Origin of the sequence: Kluyvera sichuanensis (genome assembly GCF_040930405.1) — a bacterium.
Classification (GTDB): Bacteria; Pseudomonadota; Gammaproteobacteria; order Enterobacterales; family Enterobacteriaceae; genus Kluyvera; species Kluyvera sichuanensis.
The window spans coordinates 4,859,686-4,876,027 of sequence record NZ_CP162271.1 but is presented as its reverse complement, the minus strand read 5'-3'; the positions used below and the strand labels follow the sequence as shown (position 1 = coordinate 4,876,027).

The following is a 16,342-nucleotide window of genomic DNA, read 5'->3' as shown; positions in this document are numbered from 1 at the left end:
GCATCCCCATTGGCACGTAAAAACGGTAGCCAGCGCGGTATTGCGCTGGCCTTGCTTATTTCTGATATATACAAATCTATTGATTATTATCTAATCATTAAGATGTTAATGACATTAGAAGAGGCAGGCGCAAAGATCCAGATGGATCACGCCAATAAAGATCACAAATTTGAAATATATTGATAACAATAAGGCGGGAGTCACAAGAAAAGGCGGTCAGTGAACCTGACCACCTGAGAGCGGGTTAGAACGAGAAGCAGGAACAGCCAAGCGCACCCCAGAAGGCGCGATCGTCAGATACCGGAATACCAGACTGACGCGCAATGTCGTGCTGATGCCCGTGTACGCCGCAGCTGCCGCAGCACTGGTGCATCTGAACCACCGCACCGATATGCTCAGAACCCGGAGGCGCGGAGCGATAGTGGCCCGGCACTTTCACCACTGGCGACCAATCCGGCACCACCGGAATCGACGGCGGGGCGATCGGTGTGAAGTGCCCGGCGGCGTAGACCACGCGGCCATCGACAATCGTCATCACCGACTCAATGCCTTTGATCTCTTCTTCCGGCACGTTGAAATAGTCCTTCGACAACGCCACCAAATCCGCCAGTTGTCCGGCGGCAATACGTCCCTTTTTCCCCTGCTCGCTGGAGAACCAAGCGCTGCCTGCCGTCCACAGTTCCAGCGCCACATCGCGCGGCAGACGGTTTTCATCGTCATACATCGCCATACCGCCGACGGTACGCCCGGAAACCAGCCAGTACAGTGCCGTCCACGGGTTGTAGCTTGCCACGCGGGTGGCGTCCGTACCCAGACCAACAGGAACGCCCACCTCCAGCATTTTCGCCACCGGCGGCGTGTGTTTCACCGCGTCTTTGCCGTAGCGATCGACAAAGTATTCCCCCTGGAAGGCCATACGGTGCTGCACCGCAATCCCACCGCCCAGCGCCTTCACGCGCTCAATATTGCGCTCGGTGATGGTCTCTGCGTGGTCAAAGAACCAGTGCAGACCGTTGAACGGAATATCACGGTTAACCTTCTCGAACACGTCCAGCATGCGGCTGATCGATTCATCGTAAGTGGCGTGCAGGCGGAACGGCCAGCGATGCTCGACCAGGTGACGGACGACGCGTTCAAGTTCATCTTCCATCCCCGGCGGCAGATCCGGACGCGGCTGCAGGAAATCTTCAAAGTCGGCCGCCGAGAAGACCAGCATCTCGCCCGCGCCGTTGGCACGGTAGAAGTCGGTGCCCTGCCCCGGTTTCAGCATATCCGTCCAGCGTTCGAAATCCTCGACCTCCTGCTTCGGACGCTGGGTAAACAGGTTATAGGCGATGCGGATAGTCATCTGCTTATTGGCGTGCAGCTGCTCAATAATTTCGTAATCTTCCGGGTAGTTCTGGAAGCCGCCGCCCGCATCAATGGCGCTGGTCAGCCCCAGTCGGTTCAGTTCGCGCATAAACTGACGGGTGGAGTTGACCTGCATCTCCAGCGGCAGCTTCGGCCCCTTCGCCAGCGTCGCATAGAGGATCATGGCGTTAGGTTTGGCAATCAGCATCCCGGTCGGGTTGCCGTTGTTGTCGCGAACAATCTCGCCGCCCGCAGGGGCTGGCGTATCTTTGGTGTAGCCCACCGCCTTCAGCGCGGCGCGGTTGAGCAGCGCGCGATCGTAGAGGTGCAGCACAAATACCGGCGTATCTGGCGCGGCGTCGTTAAGCTCCTGCAGCGTTGGCATCCGGCGTTCGGCAAACTGGAACTCACTCCAGCCGCCCACCACGCGCACCCACTGCGGCGACGGCGTACGGTCGGCCTGCTCTTTGAGCATGCGTAGTGCATCCGCCAGCGACGGTACGCCTTCCCAGCGCAGCTCCAGGTTGTAGTTCAGCCCGCCGCGAATCAGGTGCAGGTGCGAGTCGTTAAGGCCGGGGATCACCGTGTGACCGTGAAGGTCGACAATCTGCGTGCCTTCGCCCGCCCAGGACATCATCTGCGCGTCGCTGCCGACGGCCAGAATTTTGCCGTCGGCAATGGCCACCGCGTCCACGAGCGGCTGTTGCGGGTCAAGCGTGTGAATCTGCCCCTGGGTTAAAATCAGGGTAGCGGTTTGTGACATAGCGTTCTCCTCGCGTCGGTTCAGGCTTTTTTCAGCCAACCGGCAAACAGGCGGGTCACGATGGGCATCCAGAACCAGACCACCAGCGCGACCACACAGGCATCATTGATAAAATGCAGCGACAGGGTTCCCTTTAACGACGGCAGCAGCATGCCGGTAATCGCGGGCACCAGATTGGTACTGGGGAAAATCACCAGCAGCGTTATCAGAAACTGTTTCCAGCGCTTCGGCTGGCGAACATTGGCGGCGGGCGGGGTAAACCAGAAGGCGGCTTCGGTGCGCACTTCTGTACGGTCGCCCTCACCCAGCACCGGGGCAATCTCCTCAACCAGCTTGCGCCGCACGTCAGACTGGGTCCAGCCATAAAGGTGTTCGATGGTGTCGAAGCGGATGATGATATTCCAGGCCGTTTGCCCATCGACCGGGCGAATAACGTTGGCCCCCAGATGGCCCGGATAGTTAGCGGCGATAGGCATAATCTCGCCCAGCCAGGCTTCATACTGCGCAACGTGTTCGGGGCGAATAGCGTGGGTAATGACCAGCGTGACATGCTTTTGCGTCATGACGATAGGTTCCTTGCGCTTGCAAACCGGCGGGGTCATCGCCCCACCGGATCTCAGGCCTTAAGCTTTGCGCTCAGGCGCGCCATGCACCATGGTGTAGGCGTAATCCACGCCCATCCCATAGGCGCCGCTGTGTTCACGCACCAGATCCATCACCGCGTCATAGGTCTCTTTGCGTGACCAGTCGCGCTGGTACTCCAGCAGCACCTGCTGCCAGGTCACCGGCACCGCACCGGCCTGTACCATGCGGTCGATAGAACGTTCGTGGGCATCCACGGAGGTGCCACCAGAGGTATCGGTCACCACGTAAACCTCATAGCCCGCTTCCAGCGCCATCAGCGCCGGGAAGGTCAGGCAGACTTCGGTCCACAACGCGGAGATAATCAATTTTTTACGCCCGGTCGCTTCCACCGCTTTCACAAAAGCGGCGTCTTCCCAGGAGTTCATTGAGGTGCGTTCAATAGGCTTAACGTCAGGATGAACGGCGAGTAATTCTGGCCAGATATAACCGCTAAAACTTTTCGTTTCGACGGAGGTATAAATGACCGGAACATTAAATATTTTCCCGGCTTTCGCTAACGCTACGGTATTATTTTTTAATGTCTGGCGATCAATATTCGCCACGCCAAATGACATTTGTGGCTGATGGTCAATAAAAATAAGCGCAGAGTTATTAGGGTCAATCAGTTCCCGGATAGACATAACAAACCTTCTTAATCAATAAGTTAAAAGGCAACGGTCTTAAACTGCCGTCAGCAGCAGGATCCTGAATCAGAAAGCTTGTTGAGTATAGCGGGAAATTTCTAACGAGTTATTAAAGAAAACTTACCATCTTGTGACGGTAATAAATCAGCATCAAAAAAATGCGATGCTTATATCTAATTTATTCACTGGCATTGTTTTTCACTATTCGTTACAACGTAGTGGTTTAATTTTCAGGATATTTTCCCATTATGCGAATCAATCTGGACGTACTGCTTATTCTTGATGCTCTTGAGAAACACGGGACCTTTGCCGCCGCCGCCGATTCGCTGTTTAAAACGCCCGCCGCGCTTAGCTATATGATTCAAAAGCTGGAAAGCGACCTGGACATTACGCTGCTTGACCGCTCCGGGCATCGGGCAAAATTTACCGATACCGGGCGTATGATGCTGGAAAAGGGCCGTCTGCTGCTCAATGCGGCAAAAGATCTGGAAAAACAGGCGATACAGCTAACCTCTGGCTGGGAAAAAGAGCTGGCGATTGCGCTGGACGACTCGTTTCCCTTTGCCGCGCTATTGCCGACGATCGACGCATTTTATGCACTGAATAAACAGACGCGCCTCAACTTTACCCACCACACGCTGGCGGGTTCCTGGGAAGAACTGACCCATAACGGCGCGGATATTATCCTCGGCGCAATTAACGAACCGCCCACCTCGGCTGCCTGGTCATATCGTATGCTCGGCACGCTGGATAACGTGTTTGTCGTCGCCCCAAATCACCCTCTGGCGACCGCCTCAGAGGGCTTAACCAACGAGCTGCTCTGTTTACATCGCGCGGTGGTGATAAGCGATAGCGCGCGGGTATGCCACCCCTTGCAGACCAACCTGATGGATGAACAGCCGCAGATTCGCGTCGACGATTTTCACAGCAAGGTGACGCTGCTTCGTGCCGGTATGGGCTGCGGGTTCCTCCCCCGCCATATTGCCAGTCCGTGGCTGGCAGCAGGAGAACTGGTGGAGAAAACGGTAAACTCGTTTCGCCAGAAAGATGTCGCCTATATCGCCTGGCGCAACGGCAGCGACGGGCTCGCTCAGCGCTGGTGGCGTGAAACCCTGCTCGCCAGCGCTGAGATTCGCCGTCTCTATCAGTGACCGGTCCACACCGACGCGGAGACAGCCGGTAGTGCCAGGTCCATGCCCTCAAGCTGCGCATCGCCCTCCCGGCGCTGCCAGCGGGCCACGTGCAGCAACGGAGAGTCTGCTAACGTGATGTCGCAGGCTTCACCGCGATTAATGGCGACCAGCACGCGCTCCGCGCCAAGTACGCGCAGGAACACCACCACATCTCCCACCGCATAGAGCACCTGGCAGGCGCCAAGGCGCAGCGCAGGCGTGGCTTTACGCAGCGCCGCCAGACGCTGGTAGAGCGCTAGCAGGTTTTTATCCTGTTTATTTTCATCCCACGGGAATGGCTTACGGCAGAACGGGTCGTTATCGCCATCCAGTCCGACTTCATCACCGTAGTAAATACAAGGCACGCCGGGCCAGCTAAACAGCCAGACCACCGCCAGCGGCAGACGCGCCACATCACGGCCGAGCAGCGATTTAAAGCGTGCCGTATCGTGGCTATCAAGCTGGTTAAACATGCGCAGCTGCTGCTGATGCGACAGCCCGGCACGGTAATCCTCCATCCACGCGATGCAGGTCTGTGCATCAATTTTCTGCGGGTCGTAGGAGATATCGGTATTGGCGAGGAAACCCCACAGCGGGAAGGTAAATCCGCGGTAGTTCATCGCCGCATCTTCCGCATCCTGCTGTAGCCACTGGCGCGCATCACCAAAGTGTTCGCCGAGCACATAGGCATCCGGCCGCGCGGCTTTCGCCGCCTGGGTTATCGCCGCCACGTGTTTCAGGTTGTTCTTCGCGCCGCCCGCTTCGCCAAGCATGTGCACCACGTCCAGCCGCCAGCCGTCCATATTCCACGGCGCTTTCAGCCAGTGACGAACGATGCTGTCTTCACCGCCGTAGATTTCGTCAATCAGCGCCTGAGACTGGTAATCGAGCTTCGGCAAGCTGGCGTAGCCCAGCCAGTCGAGCGCTTTCCCCTCCGGTGAAAAGCTGTAGTGGTCGCGCCACGGTGAGTCCGGATGATGACAGGCTCCGCTCGCTGTGCGGTTGTGGCGGTCAAACCAGGCATGAGTGTCGCCGCTGTGGTTAAACACCCCGTCAAGGACAAGCCGCATCCCCTCACGCTGAGTGTGATGGCGCAGGCGCAGCAGCGCATCGTTTCCGCCAAACTGCGGGTCCACTTCACGATAATCTTCGGTGTCGTACTTATGCACGCTGGGTGCGGTAAATACCGGGTTCAGATACAGCGCGGTCACCCCAAGCGCTTTCAGGTACGGTAATTTTTCACTGATACCGTCGAGGTCACCGCCGTAAAAGGTCGAGCCGCCCGCTTCGGCGGTAAGTGGTTCATCCCAGTCGCGCAGAATGATGTCGTGACCGGCCGCATGATGGTGGTAGACGTTGTCCTGCCGATCGCTACGAGCCGGGCTACGGGCAAAACGGTCCGGGAAAATCTGATAGAAAACCTGTTCAGTCACCCACTGCGGGCCCGCATCCGGGCTATCAAAGGCGAAAAGCGCCAGCTTGGCTGGCGGAAAGGCGCTAAAGCCTGTTGGCGAAAACCACTGCTGGCGGTCATCCCACAGCAGTTTAAAGGCGTAACGACGGCGCGGTTGGCCTTCATGTAGACCAATTTCCGTGCGCCATTGTACGATATCGTGGCTCGGCGCTTTGCCACTGCGGCGCATCGGCACCGCCATCTCTTCGTTATCGACTTCCGAGCGCATCGTTACCCGCTGCGGCAAGTCATCGCCACGAAGCCACAGCGTGATAATGAGTTTGTCCTGCTGCTGTTTAATAAAGGGAGCAACAGGAAGGTGCCAGGCGTTCAACATCATCTATCCCCTATCCTCAAAGTGAGCCCACCTTGCCATACGACTATTGCACCCTACTCATCTTTTGTACTTTTTTGTAGGGAGGAGGACGGGGGCGGAGGGTAGCAGGCCCTCATGTCCGCGCAGTAAAGCCCTACGGGGCACGAGTCTCCCAGCCTTCAGAGCAAGACAACCTTTGCATAAATATTAGTGATACGCGTTTTTTTGAGGTGTTGTTCAAAGTTTTCAAAAACAATGCCCCAATATTTGTGATGAAGATTCAATTTATTGAATGTAAATACAGAAGGCTAGCCATCTCTCTTCACGTTTATTTTTTTCATCGCTAAAAGACAAAACACAACAATATGATATTAAAGCATTTAATAGACTTGTTTTTTATGAGCCAAATATTTCCAACAACCTCTCAATGTGATTAATGTCACTATTTAAAAATACAGATGTGACCTGCGTTATGATTTTCATCAACATATTTAGTCATGCTTTATCACAGGAATACGCATACATTAAGGATTAGGTAATGAATATTATTTTTAACCCTGAATTGATTGCGCTTAAGCAACCTCTTTCCAGCGCAGAACAGGCTATCGAATTCGCTGGCACATTGCTTATCCGACAAAATATTTGTCGCCCGGAATATGTCGGATCAATGCTCGAGGTCTACCAGGATTTTGGTCCCGCCATCGTTATCGACTACGGTCTGGCAATGCCTCACGCTCGGCCAGAAAAAGGCGCATTACAAACCGGGTTTTCTTTAGTCACCAGCCAGCAACCTATCAACTTTGGCAATGAGGAGTTTGACCCCGTTAACGTCATCATCGCTATCGCCGGCGCGGATGCAAATAACCATATAAGGATGATCCAACTGATTGCTTCACTCATAGAGTCCGACCTTGTGACCTTTCTTCAACAGGAGCATGAAGTTAATTCAGTATTACATTTTATCCAAAAACAAATGGAGTCGTCGTTATGTTAGTTATCAGAACAGTTTGTGGTAACGGTATTGGTAGCTCATTAATGGCTGCGAATAATGTCAAAAAAATATGTGATGAACTAGGCATCAAAGCCGACGTTGCCTCCGTTGATTTCGCTAACGCAGTAGGAGAAAAAGCCGATCTTTACGTTACCATCAAAGAATTGGCAACCCAATTTCCTGCGCACTGTAATGTCGCCATTATTCGCAGTTATGTTCATAAAGCGAAAATAGCTGAAGATATTACTGAGGCACTCACCAACATTGCTGCAACTCACTCTTAATCATTATTGAGGGAACGATCATGCAGGCTATTCTTAGTTTTCTGTCAGAGATATTTAGTCAACCCGCATTTTTGATGGGGATTATCGCATTCGTCGGTTTAGTGGCATTGCGCTCCCCTGGAAATAAATTACTCACCGGTACCCTAAAGCCGATTTTAGGTTATTTAATGTTAAGCGCTGGCGCTGGCGTTATCGTTGCTAACCTGAACCCACTCGGTGGGATTATCGAAGCCGGATTTAATATCCGTGGAGTAATCCCTAACAACGAAGCCATTGTTTCCGTTGCACAGAAAGTGCTGGGCGTGGAAACCATGAGTATCTTGCTACTAGGTTTTATTTTTAACCTGCTTATTGCTCGCTTTACTAAGTACAAATACATCTTTCTTACCGGTCATCACTCTTTCTTCCTGGCCTGTCTATTCTCAGCAGTATTGCAGGCGGCAGAATTCCGTGGCTGGATGTTGGTATTAATCGGCGGATTCCTGCTTGGTTCATGGTCAGCTATTTCTCCAGCAATCGGGCAGCGCTATACCAAGCAGGTGACGGAAGATGGTGGTATTGCCATGGGGCACTTTGGCTCCCTGGGCTATTACATCTCAGCCTGGATTGCCACGAAAACCGGCAACCCGGCAAACTCATTTGCCGACACTGAAATCTCAGAAAAATGGGGCTTTTTACGCGATACCACGGTCACCACCGGGATCGTGATGTTCGTTATCTACTTTGTGTGTAGCGCCGTCGCCGGTACTGAGTATCTGCGTACAATAACGGATCAGAATATGCTGATCTTCTCAATCCTTACCGGCCTGCAGTTTGCGGTTGGTGTCGCCATCGTTTACAACGGCGTGCGACTGATCCTCGGCGATCTGGTTCCTGCCTTCCAGGGAATTAGTCAGAAACTGATACCAAACTCAATCCCCGCCGTGGACTGCGCAGTGTTTTTCACCTTTAGCCCGACTGCCGTTGTCGTTGGCTTTATCAGTTCCTTCATCGGCGGTCTGGTCGGGATGCTTTTCCTGGGGGCATTGGGTATGGCGCTAATTATCCCGGGGATGGTCCCGCACTTCTTCTGCGGTGGGACCTCCGGAGTATTTGCCGACAAGCTTGGCGGTAAGCGCGGTTGCATTATTGCTTCATTTATCGGCGGTATCTTCCTTGCATTCCTCCCGGCGATGCTGCTCCCGGCGTTAGGCAACCTGGGCTTCGAAAACAGTACCTTTGCCGATTTCGATTTTGCGGTCTGGGGAATCATTATCGGTAACGCCTTCACCCAGTTTGGCCAGATAACTATCTATCTGATTTGCCTGATACTGATTGTCGCGCTGCTGGTGCCATTCTGCTTCCGTTCGGTTCGTGTAGTCGGTGACACGCTCAGCTATGAGGAACTCACCGCGAATAAGAAAAATGAGTAAGCATTTTCATTTTTCCCTGCGGGAAGGGACGTCTTCCCGCAGCAGACAAAATAATCAGGAGTTGTTATGGCTATCTTGTCCATTGGGTTTTCATGTTTTGATCAGTTTTTCTTTTTGAATGAATGGCCGCAGGAAAACACCAAAAATTTCTGCCATGACTTCATTGAGAGCGGCGGCGGTCCGGCAGCAAATGCAGCGTGGCTTCTGGGACTATGGGGCGAAGATGTTTATTACATTGGCCACTTGAATCAGGATCTTTACGGCCAGCGTATTATCGATGAGTTTGCTGAGGCGGGCGTTGATACTAGCCAGGTGGTTTTCTCCGATGAAATGATCACGCCGCTGGCGTCAGTTTTGGTGAATCGCTTAACGGGTTCGCGAACAATCATTACGCGTAAAATGCAGAGTCCGCCGACGCTGACCTATGACCAGAAGCTCAAGCTCGACAGTTTAGCTGAGCGCTTAATTGCATCAGAAGAGCCAGTAACGCTTTTAATTGACGGTCATGAAGCAGAAATCAGTGAATATTTAATCAAGAAACTACCTACAGCCAGAGTGGTTATGGATGGTGGTTCATTACGTGCCAGCAATATTAAACTTGCAGCCTGGACAGATTATTTTGTGGTCAGTGAGCATTTTGCTCGTGATTATATGGGATATAAATCACTGAGTTCTGAAGCAGAAATAAAATTGGCGCTCATTGAGTTAAATAAAATTTGCCGTGGCGAAGCATTTATTACTCTTGGGGAAAAAGGCTGTGCATTTTTAAAGAGTGGAATGCTACAAATCGTCCCTTCCTGGCTATGCAATGCTGTAGATACTACCGGTGCTGGCGATGTATTCCATGGAGCCTTTACCTACGGCGTACATTACTCATGGCACATTGATAATATCATTTTATTTGCCAGCCTGACTGCTGCAATTTCTATTGAGAAAAAAGGTGTCCGTGAGTCAATGCCAGACCTTGCCGTTGTCCATCATTCGCTAAAAAGTTACGAAAGAAACTTAACGCAATATTTTGGTGAATAAAGGCATTTCGTAAATATCAAGAGGTGATTATGTTAGTTTCTATGAAGGACATGCTTCAGCATGCCCTACGGGACGGCTATGCCGTAGGGCAGTTCAATATTAATAATCTGGAATGGGTTGGTGCTGTATTACGTACCGGCCAGCAGTTACGCTCACCGGTTATTTTAGGTGTTTCCGGCGGCACGGTTAAACATATGCTGGGATTAAAATGTATTCATGACATCGTGGTTAATGCGATGGATTATTTAGAGATTGATACTCCGGTCGCACTGCATCTGGATCATGGAACCACTCGTGAAGCCTGCGAAGCCGCCATCGAAGCTGGATTCAGCTCTATTATGTTTGATGGTTCACACCTGCCATTTAAGGAGAACCTGGCCATCACCCGTCATCTGGTCGAACTGGCGCACAGCAAAGGTATTTCAGTTGAGGCGGAGTTAGGTACCATTGCTGGCAGCGAAGATGGGATCGTTAACTCTGAGGTTATTTATGCCGATCCGCAGGAGTGTTACACCCTGGTCAGCGAAACCCAGGTTGACTGTCTGGCAGCGGCGCTTGGGTCAACCCATGGTCTCTACAAGGGTAAAGCTAAACTGGGGTTTACGGAGATGAAAGCCATTGCAGAGCGCGTAAAAGTACCGTTGGTACTACACGGTGGCACCGGCATTGCTGACGAGGATATGCGTAAAGCCATTGCCTGTGGCACGGCTAAAATTAACGTCAATACCGAAAATATGTACGCCTGGTGCCAGGAGGTGAAAGCGATATTTGCCGCAGACACTGGCCACGATGTAAACGACCCGCGGAAAGTGATTAATCAGGGGTTGAAGCCGGTACGCCAAATGATTGCACGACGTATCGAGCTCTTTGGTTCGCAAAACCGCTATTAGGAAATAGAGACGCGTGACAAAGGCAGTCGCCCGGCCGAGCGAAGCGACGCCGGGAAAGACCCGGAGTCGGTGCATACGCACCTCGTCCGGGCTACGTGATAGAGCAGATTATTTGCTGCGACGGGTTTTCAATGCCCAGCCGACTAACAGCAGTAGAATCCACGCAAAGCCCACGTACAGCGAAATGCGGGTATCCGGGTGGTAACCAATGAGCGCAATAATAAAGACCAGGAAGACGATACCGACGATGGTCGTCGCCACGCCGCCAGGCACTTTAAACTTCAGCGCTTTGATTTCATCAGCCGACAGACGTCGACGGAAGGCCACCTGCGAGAGCAGGATCATAATCCACACCCACACGGTGGCGAAGGTCGCCAGCGACGCAATCACCAGGAAGACGTTTTCAGGCATGATGTAGTTGAGGTACACCGCAAACAGCAGTGCGATGGTCATCACCATCACCGTCACCCACGGAATACCGCGACGGGAGGTTTTAGCGAACACCTTCGGTGCGCTGCCCTGCTCCGCCATACCGTGCAGCATACGACCCACGCCGAACACATCGGAGTTAATCGCCGACAGTGATGCCGTCAGTACCACAAAGTTAAGGATGCTGGCTGCAAAGGTGATCCCCAGATGCTGGAAGGTCATCACAAATGGGCTGCCGTTGGTGCCGACCTGGTTCCACGGATAGATGGACATAATGACGAACAGGGTACCCACGTAGAACACCAGAATTCGCATTGGCACGGAGTTGATCGCGCGCGGAATAGAGGTCTGCGGGTCTTTCGCTTCACCAGCCGTGATACCGATAATCTCGATACCGCCATAGGCAAACATCACCATCTGCAGCGACATCACCATACCGAGCCAGCCGTTGCTGAAGAAGCCGCCGTTGCTCCACAGGTTATGAATACCCGTTGGCTGCCCGCCGTTGCCGATACCCCAGATAATGATGCCAAAACCGGCCACGATCATGATGATAATGGTAGCGACTTTGAAGAACGAGAACCAGAATTCCAGCTCGCCGAACACCTTCACGCTCATCAGGTTGATGGCGCAGATGATCAGCACCACGCTGAGCACCCATATCCAGTGCGGCACCGCCGGGAACCAGACGCCCATATAGATACCAAAGGCGGTCACGTCAGCAATCGCCACAATCAGGATCTCAAAGCAGTAGGTCCAGCCGGTGATATAGCCCGCCAGCGGCCCCAGGTTGTCCTGCGCATAGCGAGAGAAGGAGCTGGCAGACGGGTTATGCACGGACATTTCGCCCAGTGCACGCATGATGATATACGCGGCAACGCCGCCAATAATATAGGCCAGCAGAACGCTAGGCCCGGCCATCTTAATCGCATCGGCGGAGCCGTAAAACAGCCCCGTACCAATGGCCGATCCGAGAGCCATAAAGCGAATGTGTCGGGTACTTAACCCGCGCTTCAGCTTGTTGTTTTCCATCGTTTCCAGTGCCATGTCATACCCATCATCATCGCGCCGCAACGCGAACAACTTAGGTGAAAGTACCCAAAATAAAAAACCACGGAACATCACGTTCCGTGGTTAAAACACCTTGATGTAAACGCCGGTTAGTGGGCGCTTGATGTCACCTGACGACCTGCTGTACGGTCCCAGATAATCGCCAGAACCGCCATCACAACCGTCGGCATCAGCCATGCAAGGCCTTGCTCGGCCAGCGGTAAACGGGCAGTCCACGCCGGCAGCACATCTGCAAAGGCAGAGGCTTTGATGCCGTCAAGAATACCAAATACCAGGCTGATAAACATCGGTGGTGCAATAACGCGGCCCGAATTATGCCACCAATTGCGGGTAAAACTCAGCACTACGAGTGCGATACATGGCGGATAAATCGCGGTCAGCACCGGAATAGAGATTTGAATCAGGTGGCTCAGCCCCAGATTCGACACCGCCATGGAGAACAGGCCGAGGATAAACACCAGCGTACGGTAGGAGAACGGCAGGTACTGGGCGAAGAACTCAGCACAAGCACAGGTCAGGCCCACCGCGGTCACCAGACAGGCGATGAAGATCAATGCCGCCAGCAGGAAGCTGCCCGCGCCACCGAAGGTGTGCTGTACGTAAGCGTGCAGGATTGCCGCACCGTTCGCGTTCTGATCGACCAGCGTCGCGCTGTCGGAACCCAGACGGAACAGCGCCAGGTACAGCAGCGTCAGGCCGACACCGGCCATCAAGCCAGCCCAGATGGTATAGCGAGTCAGTAGACGCGCTTCGGTCACACCACGGGAACGCGCGGCGTTAACAATAACGATACCAAACACCATCGCGCCCAGCGTATCCATGGTCAGATAGCCGTTCACGAAACCATTTGAGAACGCGGCGGTTTCATAGGCTTCCATCGCGTGGCTAATCGGGCCAGCTGGCCACATCACGGCGGCAACGGACAGAATAATCAGCGCCAGGATTTTCAGCGGCGCGAGGAAGTTACCCACGGTATCCAGCAGTTTGCCCGGATAGAGCGACACCAGAATCACCAGCGCGAAGTAAACCAGGCTGTAGATGAACAGTGGCAGTTCACCGCTGCCGGTCAGCGGCGCGATACCGATTTCAAACGAGACGGTCGCGGTACGCGGGGTCGCAAACAGCGGGCCCACCGCCAGGTAACAGACCGTAGCGAGCAGCACGCCCGCCACTTTACCAATTGGCGTACTCAGGCTATCCACGCCACCGCCCACTTTTGCCAGCGCGACCACGGTCAGCACCGGAAGACCAACGGCGGTAATCAGGAAGCCGATCGCGGCAGTCCAGACGTGAGGACCGGCCTGCAAACCAACCATTGGAGGGAAAATGATGTTGCCTGCGCCAACGAACAACGCGAAGGTCATAAAGCCCAGAGCGATGATGTCACGCGATTTTAATTGATGGGTCATATGTAACTACAGCCTGTGGATGTGGTGTTGTAAAACAAATTTATTGTGTCAGCGCCTGTGGAATGATGCAGAGGAAACTGACAATAAACTCAGCGGGATATGCTCCCTTCGCGGCGTAGAGAAGAATAGTTTTTTGATTTACCGCGCATATACAGTCTGTTTACGACTGCATGGGGGCCAATTTAAACGCTTATAACGTTTTAAAGCAACACGGGATCGCAAAACCAGATGATTATATTGATAGTGAAAAAATAGGCAGACGTATTAACTGGATTTAAGAAAAACATCCGGCTAATCATGCGAACAAAAAATAATCAGACGTTCGTAAATAACGCGGCGTTTACTTGACTGCAAAGCAAACAGACCAGCCGAGGCTGGTCTGTGGAAAGTTAAGCTGACAAGCGCGAAATTACTCGCTATTTCTGGCAATTAAACGTTCCGGCAGCAGGAAGCTGAAACACGAACCTTTGCCGAGCGTGCTGGTAATATCCAGCCGGCTATCGTGATGATTAACCGCATGTTTAACAATTGCCAGCCCCAAACCGCTACCGCCGGTCTGCCGCGAGCGTGCTTTATCAACGCGATAAAAACGTTCGGTCAGTCTTGGCAGGTGCTCAGGCGCAATGCCCGGGCCATTATCCTCTACGCTGAACAACGCCCCATGCGACGCACGCTGCCAGCGTACGGTAATCAACGTGCCTTCCGGCGTATGGTTTACCGCGTTATAGACCAGGTTCGACATCGCGCTTCGCAGTTGTTCTTCGTTACCCAGTGTCTTCAGCGTCTCATCAATCTCAAAATGGAACTGATGCTTATGCTGACTGAGCGTCTGCGCCTCGCGCTCCACCACCTTCAGCATCATTGGCACATCAATCTTTTCGTTCAACGCCAGCGTCGGTGAAGCCTCGATTTTAGAGAGCGTCAGCAGCTGTCGAACCAGCCCTTCCATACGCTGCGTCTGCTCACGCATGGTGTGCAGCGCTTTCTCACGCACGTTCCCTTCCAGCACCTGCTCCTGCATCATCTCCAGGTAGCCCTGCAGTACGGTCAGCGGCGTGCGCAGCTCATGACTGACGTTGGCGAAGAAGTTTCGCCGCGCCCCTTCCAGTTGGTGCATCTGTGTGACATCGCGCGCCACCATCAGCAGCTGACGGTCGGTGTACGGCATCACGCGGATTTCCAGATGGCGACCACTGTTCAGCACCAGATGCAACGGCTTTAAGAAATCGCGCTTTTTGAGGTGTTGGGTAAATTCGGGGTAACGCAGCAGGTTTAAGATGTTCTGCCCGCTATCGTCGGGCCAGCGAAGCCCCAGCAACTGCTGGGCCAGGCCATTACACCAGAAAATGGCCCCCTCTTCGGTGGTGAGCACCACCGCATCTGGCAGCGACTCGGCACCGCTACGGAAGCGTTTAATCAGATTACCCAGCTCGCGGCGGCGTTTTTTATTACGCAGCTGCATCTGGTTAAGCCCATAGAGCAAGGGCTCCCAGCTGCCGCGTCCCGGCGGAGGGGTCATACTTCGGTCGACCCAAAGCCACCAGGAGAGTCGCAGTAAATTCCAGAAATGCCAGATGAGCAGCCCGGTCACCGCCGCCAGTAAAAACCACGGCAGATAACCAAAAATCAGTCCCAGTATCGCGGCCGGGAGACAGCATAACAGCAGCTCCAGCACCAGCCTTTTCCATGACAGCCGTTCCAGCACGCGTCACACTCCTGTCAAAAATTAGAAACGGGCAGAGAAACGATAACCCGTGCCGCGAACGGTTTGCACCATGCGGTCATGACCACTGTGTTCCAGCGCCTTACGCAGACGACGAATATGCACGTCGACGGTACGGTCTTCAACATAAACGTTGGTACCCCAAACGTGGTTCAGCAGCTGTTCGCGACTGTACACGCGCTCCGGGTGCGTCATAAAGAAATGCAGCAGCTTAAATTCGGTTGGCCCCATATCCAGCGGGTTTTCACCGGTCATCACGCGGTGAGAGGTCGGGTCAAGGCTCAGCCCCTGCATCTCAATCACCTCTTCCACCGCCATCGGCGAAATACGGCGCATCACCGCTTTAATGCGGGCGACCAGCTCTTTTGGCGAGAAAGGTTTGGTGATGTAATCGTCGGCGCCGGTTTCGAGGCCCCGCACGCGGTCTTCTTCTTCACCACGGGCAGTCAGCATCACCACCGGAATGTCACGCGTCAGCGCTTCACGTTTGATATGCTTAATAAATTGCAGTCCCGAACCGCCCGGTAACATCCAGTCGAGCAGAATAAGGTCGGGCCAGGGTTCATTCAGTTTGCTGATAGCGGTATCGTAATCTTCTGCTTCCACCGGCTGAAAACCGTTTTGCTCCAGAACGAAACAGACCATCTCGCGGATTGGCGCTTCATCTTCAACGACCAGAATACGTCTTGCCATTATTTGCCCTGTTTTTAGACATCAGTATTATATACGGCGTCATTATGCGTCAGATTTATGACAGATTTATGAAAAACATGACCGTTAGA

Annotated in this window: 15 protein-coding genes; 7 read left to right on the top strand and 8 right to left on the bottom strand. The window is 53.3% G+C overall.

The features are described 5' to 3' along the window. Positions 1–9: 9 nt before the first annotated feature. The gene (locus tag AB2B48_RS23135; protein WP_368300374.1) at positions 10–183 is read left to right on the top strand and encodes a hypothetical protein; all 174 of its coding nucleotides are present in this window, start codon (positions 10–12) and stop codon (positions 181–183) included. A gap of 61 nt (positions 184–244) precedes the next feature. Here the strand turns inward: AB2B48_RS23135 and AB2B48_RS23130 are convergent, their stop codons facing one another. From AB2B48_RS23130 to AB2B48_RS23120, 3 genes are read right to left on the bottom strand one after another with little or no spacing between them, the layout of a single operon-like run. After that, the gene (locus tag AB2B48_RS23130; RefSeq protein ID WP_333498983.1) at positions 245–2,113 is read right to left on the bottom strand and encodes an amidohydrolase; all 1,869 of its coding nucleotides are present in this window, start codon (positions 2,111–2,113) and stop codon (positions 245–247) included. Positions 2,114–2,133: 20 nt separating this feature from the next. After that, on the bottom strand, positions 2,134–2,715 hold the full coding sequence (locus AB2B48_RS23125; RefSeq protein ID WP_185667180.1) for an antibiotic biosynthesis monooxygenase: 582 nt from the start codon (positions 2,713–2,715) through the stop codon (positions 2,134–2,136). 21 nt (positions 2,716–2,736) lie between these two features. Continuing rightward, positions 2,737–3,378, bottom strand: a complete 642-nt coding sequence (locus AB2B48_RS23120; RefSeq protein WP_368300373.1) for a hydrolase — start codon at positions 3,376–3,378, stop codon at positions 2,737–2,739. 251 nt (positions 3,379–3,629) lie between these two features. Here AB2B48_RS23120 and AB2B48_RS23115 point away from each other — a divergent pair, with 251 nt between their 5' ends. Then, positions 3,630–4,532: a LysR family transcriptional regulator gene (locus tag AB2B48_RS23115; RefSeq protein ID WP_368300372.1), complete on the top strand. Its 903-nt coding sequence runs from the start codon at positions 3,630–3,632 to the stop codon at positions 4,530–4,532. Here AB2B48_RS23115 and malZ read toward each other — a convergent pair. Continuing rightward, complete coding sequence (malZ, locus tag AB2B48_RS23110; RefSeq protein WP_368300371.1) at positions 4,526–6,346, bottom strand: maltodextrin glucosidase; 1,821 nt, start codon at positions 6,344–6,346, stop codon at positions 4,526–4,528. The two genes, AB2B48_RS23115 and malZ, sit on opposite strands and share 7 nt — an antisense overlap. A gap of 514 nt (positions 6,347–6,860) precedes the next feature. Here malZ and AB2B48_RS23105 point away from each other — a divergent pair. The 5 genes from AB2B48_RS23105 to fba all read left to right on the top strand — a co-directional run bounded on the left by AB2B48_RS23105 (position 6,861) and on the right by fba (position 10,928). Next, positions 6,861–7,316: a PTS sugar transporter subunit IIA gene (locus AB2B48_RS23105; RefSeq protein ID WP_220440116.1), complete on the top strand. Its 456-nt coding sequence runs from the start codon at positions 6,861–6,863 to the stop codon at positions 7,314–7,316. Continuing rightward, entirely contained in the window at positions 7,310–7,597 is a 288-nt protein-coding gene (locus tag AB2B48_RS23100) for a PTS sugar transporter subunit IIB (RefSeq protein ID WP_333010095.1), read from the top strand. Before AB2B48_RS23105 ends, AB2B48_RS23100 begins: the two co-directional genes overlap by 7 nt. Before the next feature lie 20 nt (positions 7,598–7,617). Further along, on the top strand, positions 7,618–9,009 hold the full coding sequence (locus AB2B48_RS23095; protein WP_185667186.1) for a PTS ascorbate transporter subunit IIC: 1,392 nt from the start codon (positions 7,618–7,620) through the stop codon (positions 9,007–9,009). A 66-nt stretch (positions 9,010–9,075) separates the two neighbouring features. Beyond that, the gene (locus AB2B48_RS23090) at positions 9,076–10,038 is read left to right on the top strand and encodes a carbohydrate kinase family protein (RefSeq protein WP_185667187.1); all 963 of its coding nucleotides are present in this window, start codon (positions 9,076–9,078) and stop codon (positions 10,036–10,038) included. Between the two features lie 29 nt (positions 10,039–10,067). Beyond that, a complete protein-coding gene (fba, locus tag AB2B48_RS23085; RefSeq protein ID WP_185667188.1) occupies positions 10,068–10,928 on the top strand; it encodes a class II fructose-1,6-bisphosphate aldolase in 861 nt (286 codons plus the stop codon). A gap of 108 nt (positions 10,929–11,036) precedes the next feature. Here the strand turns inward: fba and proY are convergent, their stop codons facing one another. The 4 genes from proY to phoB all read right to left on the bottom strand — a co-directional run bounded on the left by proY (position 11,037) and on the right by phoB (position 16,253). Continuing rightward, complete coding sequence (gene proY / locus AB2B48_RS23080) at positions 11,037–12,389, bottom strand: proline-specific permease ProY (RefSeq protein WP_185667318.1); 1,353 nt, start codon at positions 12,387–12,389, stop codon at positions 11,037–11,039. A 128-nt stretch (positions 12,390–12,517) separates the two neighbouring features. Further along, a complete protein-coding gene (brnQ, locus tag AB2B48_RS23075; RefSeq protein ID WP_368300370.1) occupies positions 12,518–13,837 on the bottom strand; it encodes a branched-chain amino acid transporter carrier protein BrnQ in 1,320 nt (439 codons plus the stop codon). Between the two features lie 409 nt (positions 13,838–14,246). Continuing rightward, positions 14,247–15,542 carry a phosphate regulon sensor histidine kinase PhoR gene (gene phoR / locus AB2B48_RS23070; RefSeq protein ID WP_368300369.1) on the bottom strand — a complete coding sequence of 432 codons (1,296 nt, stop codon included), beginning with the start codon at positions 15,540–15,542 and terminating at the stop codon, positions 14,247–14,249. 21 nt (positions 15,543–15,563) lie between these two features. Further along, positions 15,564–16,253 (bottom strand): phosphate response regulator transcription factor PhoB, encoded by a 690-nt coding sequence (gene phoB, locus AB2B48_RS23065; RefSeq protein WP_185667191.1) that lies wholly within the window; start codon positions 16,251–16,253, stop codon positions 15,564–15,566. Positions 16,254–16,342 lie beyond the last annotated feature (89 nt).

Bases quoted from the DNA above. Each gene is read 5' to 3' on its own strand.
- AB2B48_RS23130 (WP_333498983.1), bottom strand. From the start codon at position 2,113: ATGTCACAAACCGCTACCCTGATTTTAACCCAGGGGCAGATTCACACG.
- AB2B48_RS23125 (WP_185667180.1), bottom strand. From the start codon at position 2,715: ATGACCCCGCCGGTTTGCAAGCGCAAGGAACCTATCGTCATGACGCAA.
- AB2B48_RS23120 (WP_368300373.1), bottom strand. From the start codon at position 3,378: ATGTCTATCCGGGAACTGATTGACCCTAATAACTCTGCGCTTATTTTT.
- AB2B48_RS23115 (WP_368300372.1), top strand. From the start codon at position 3,630: ATGCGAATCAATCTGGACGTACTGCTTATTCTTGATGCTCTTGAGAAA.
- malZ (WP_368300371.1), bottom strand. From the start codon at position 6,346: ATGATGTTGAACGCCTGGCACCTTCCTGTTGCTCCCTTTATTAAACAG.
- AB2B48_RS23105 (WP_220440116.1), top strand. From the start codon at position 6,861: ATGAATATTATTTTTAACCCTGAATTGATTGCGCTTAAGCAACCTCTT.
- AB2B48_RS23100 (WP_333010095.1), top strand. From the start codon at position 7,310: ATGTTAGTTATCAGAACAGTTTGTGGTAACGGTATTGGTAGCTCATTA.
- AB2B48_RS23095 (WP_185667186.1), top strand. From the start codon at position 7,618: ATGCAGGCTATTCTTAGTTTTCTGTCAGAGATATTTAGTCAACCCGCA.
- AB2B48_RS23090 (WP_185667187.1), top strand. From the start codon at position 9,076: ATGGCTATCTTGTCCATTGGGTTTTCATGTTTTGATCAGTTTTTCTTT.
- fba (WP_185667188.1), top strand. From the start codon at position 10,068: ATGTTAGTTTCTATGAAGGACATGCTTCAGCATGCCCTACGGGACGGC.
- proY (WP_185667318.1), bottom strand. From the start codon at position 12,389: ATGGAAAACAACAAGCTGAAGCGCGGGTTAAGTACCCGACACATTCGC.
- brnQ (WP_368300370.1), bottom strand. From the start codon at position 13,837: ATGACCCATCAATTAAAATCGCGTGACATCATCGCTCTGGGCTTTATG.
- phoB (WP_185667191.1), bottom strand. From the start codon at position 16,253: ATGGCAAGACGTATTCTGGTCGTTGAAGATGAAGCGCCAATCCGCGAG.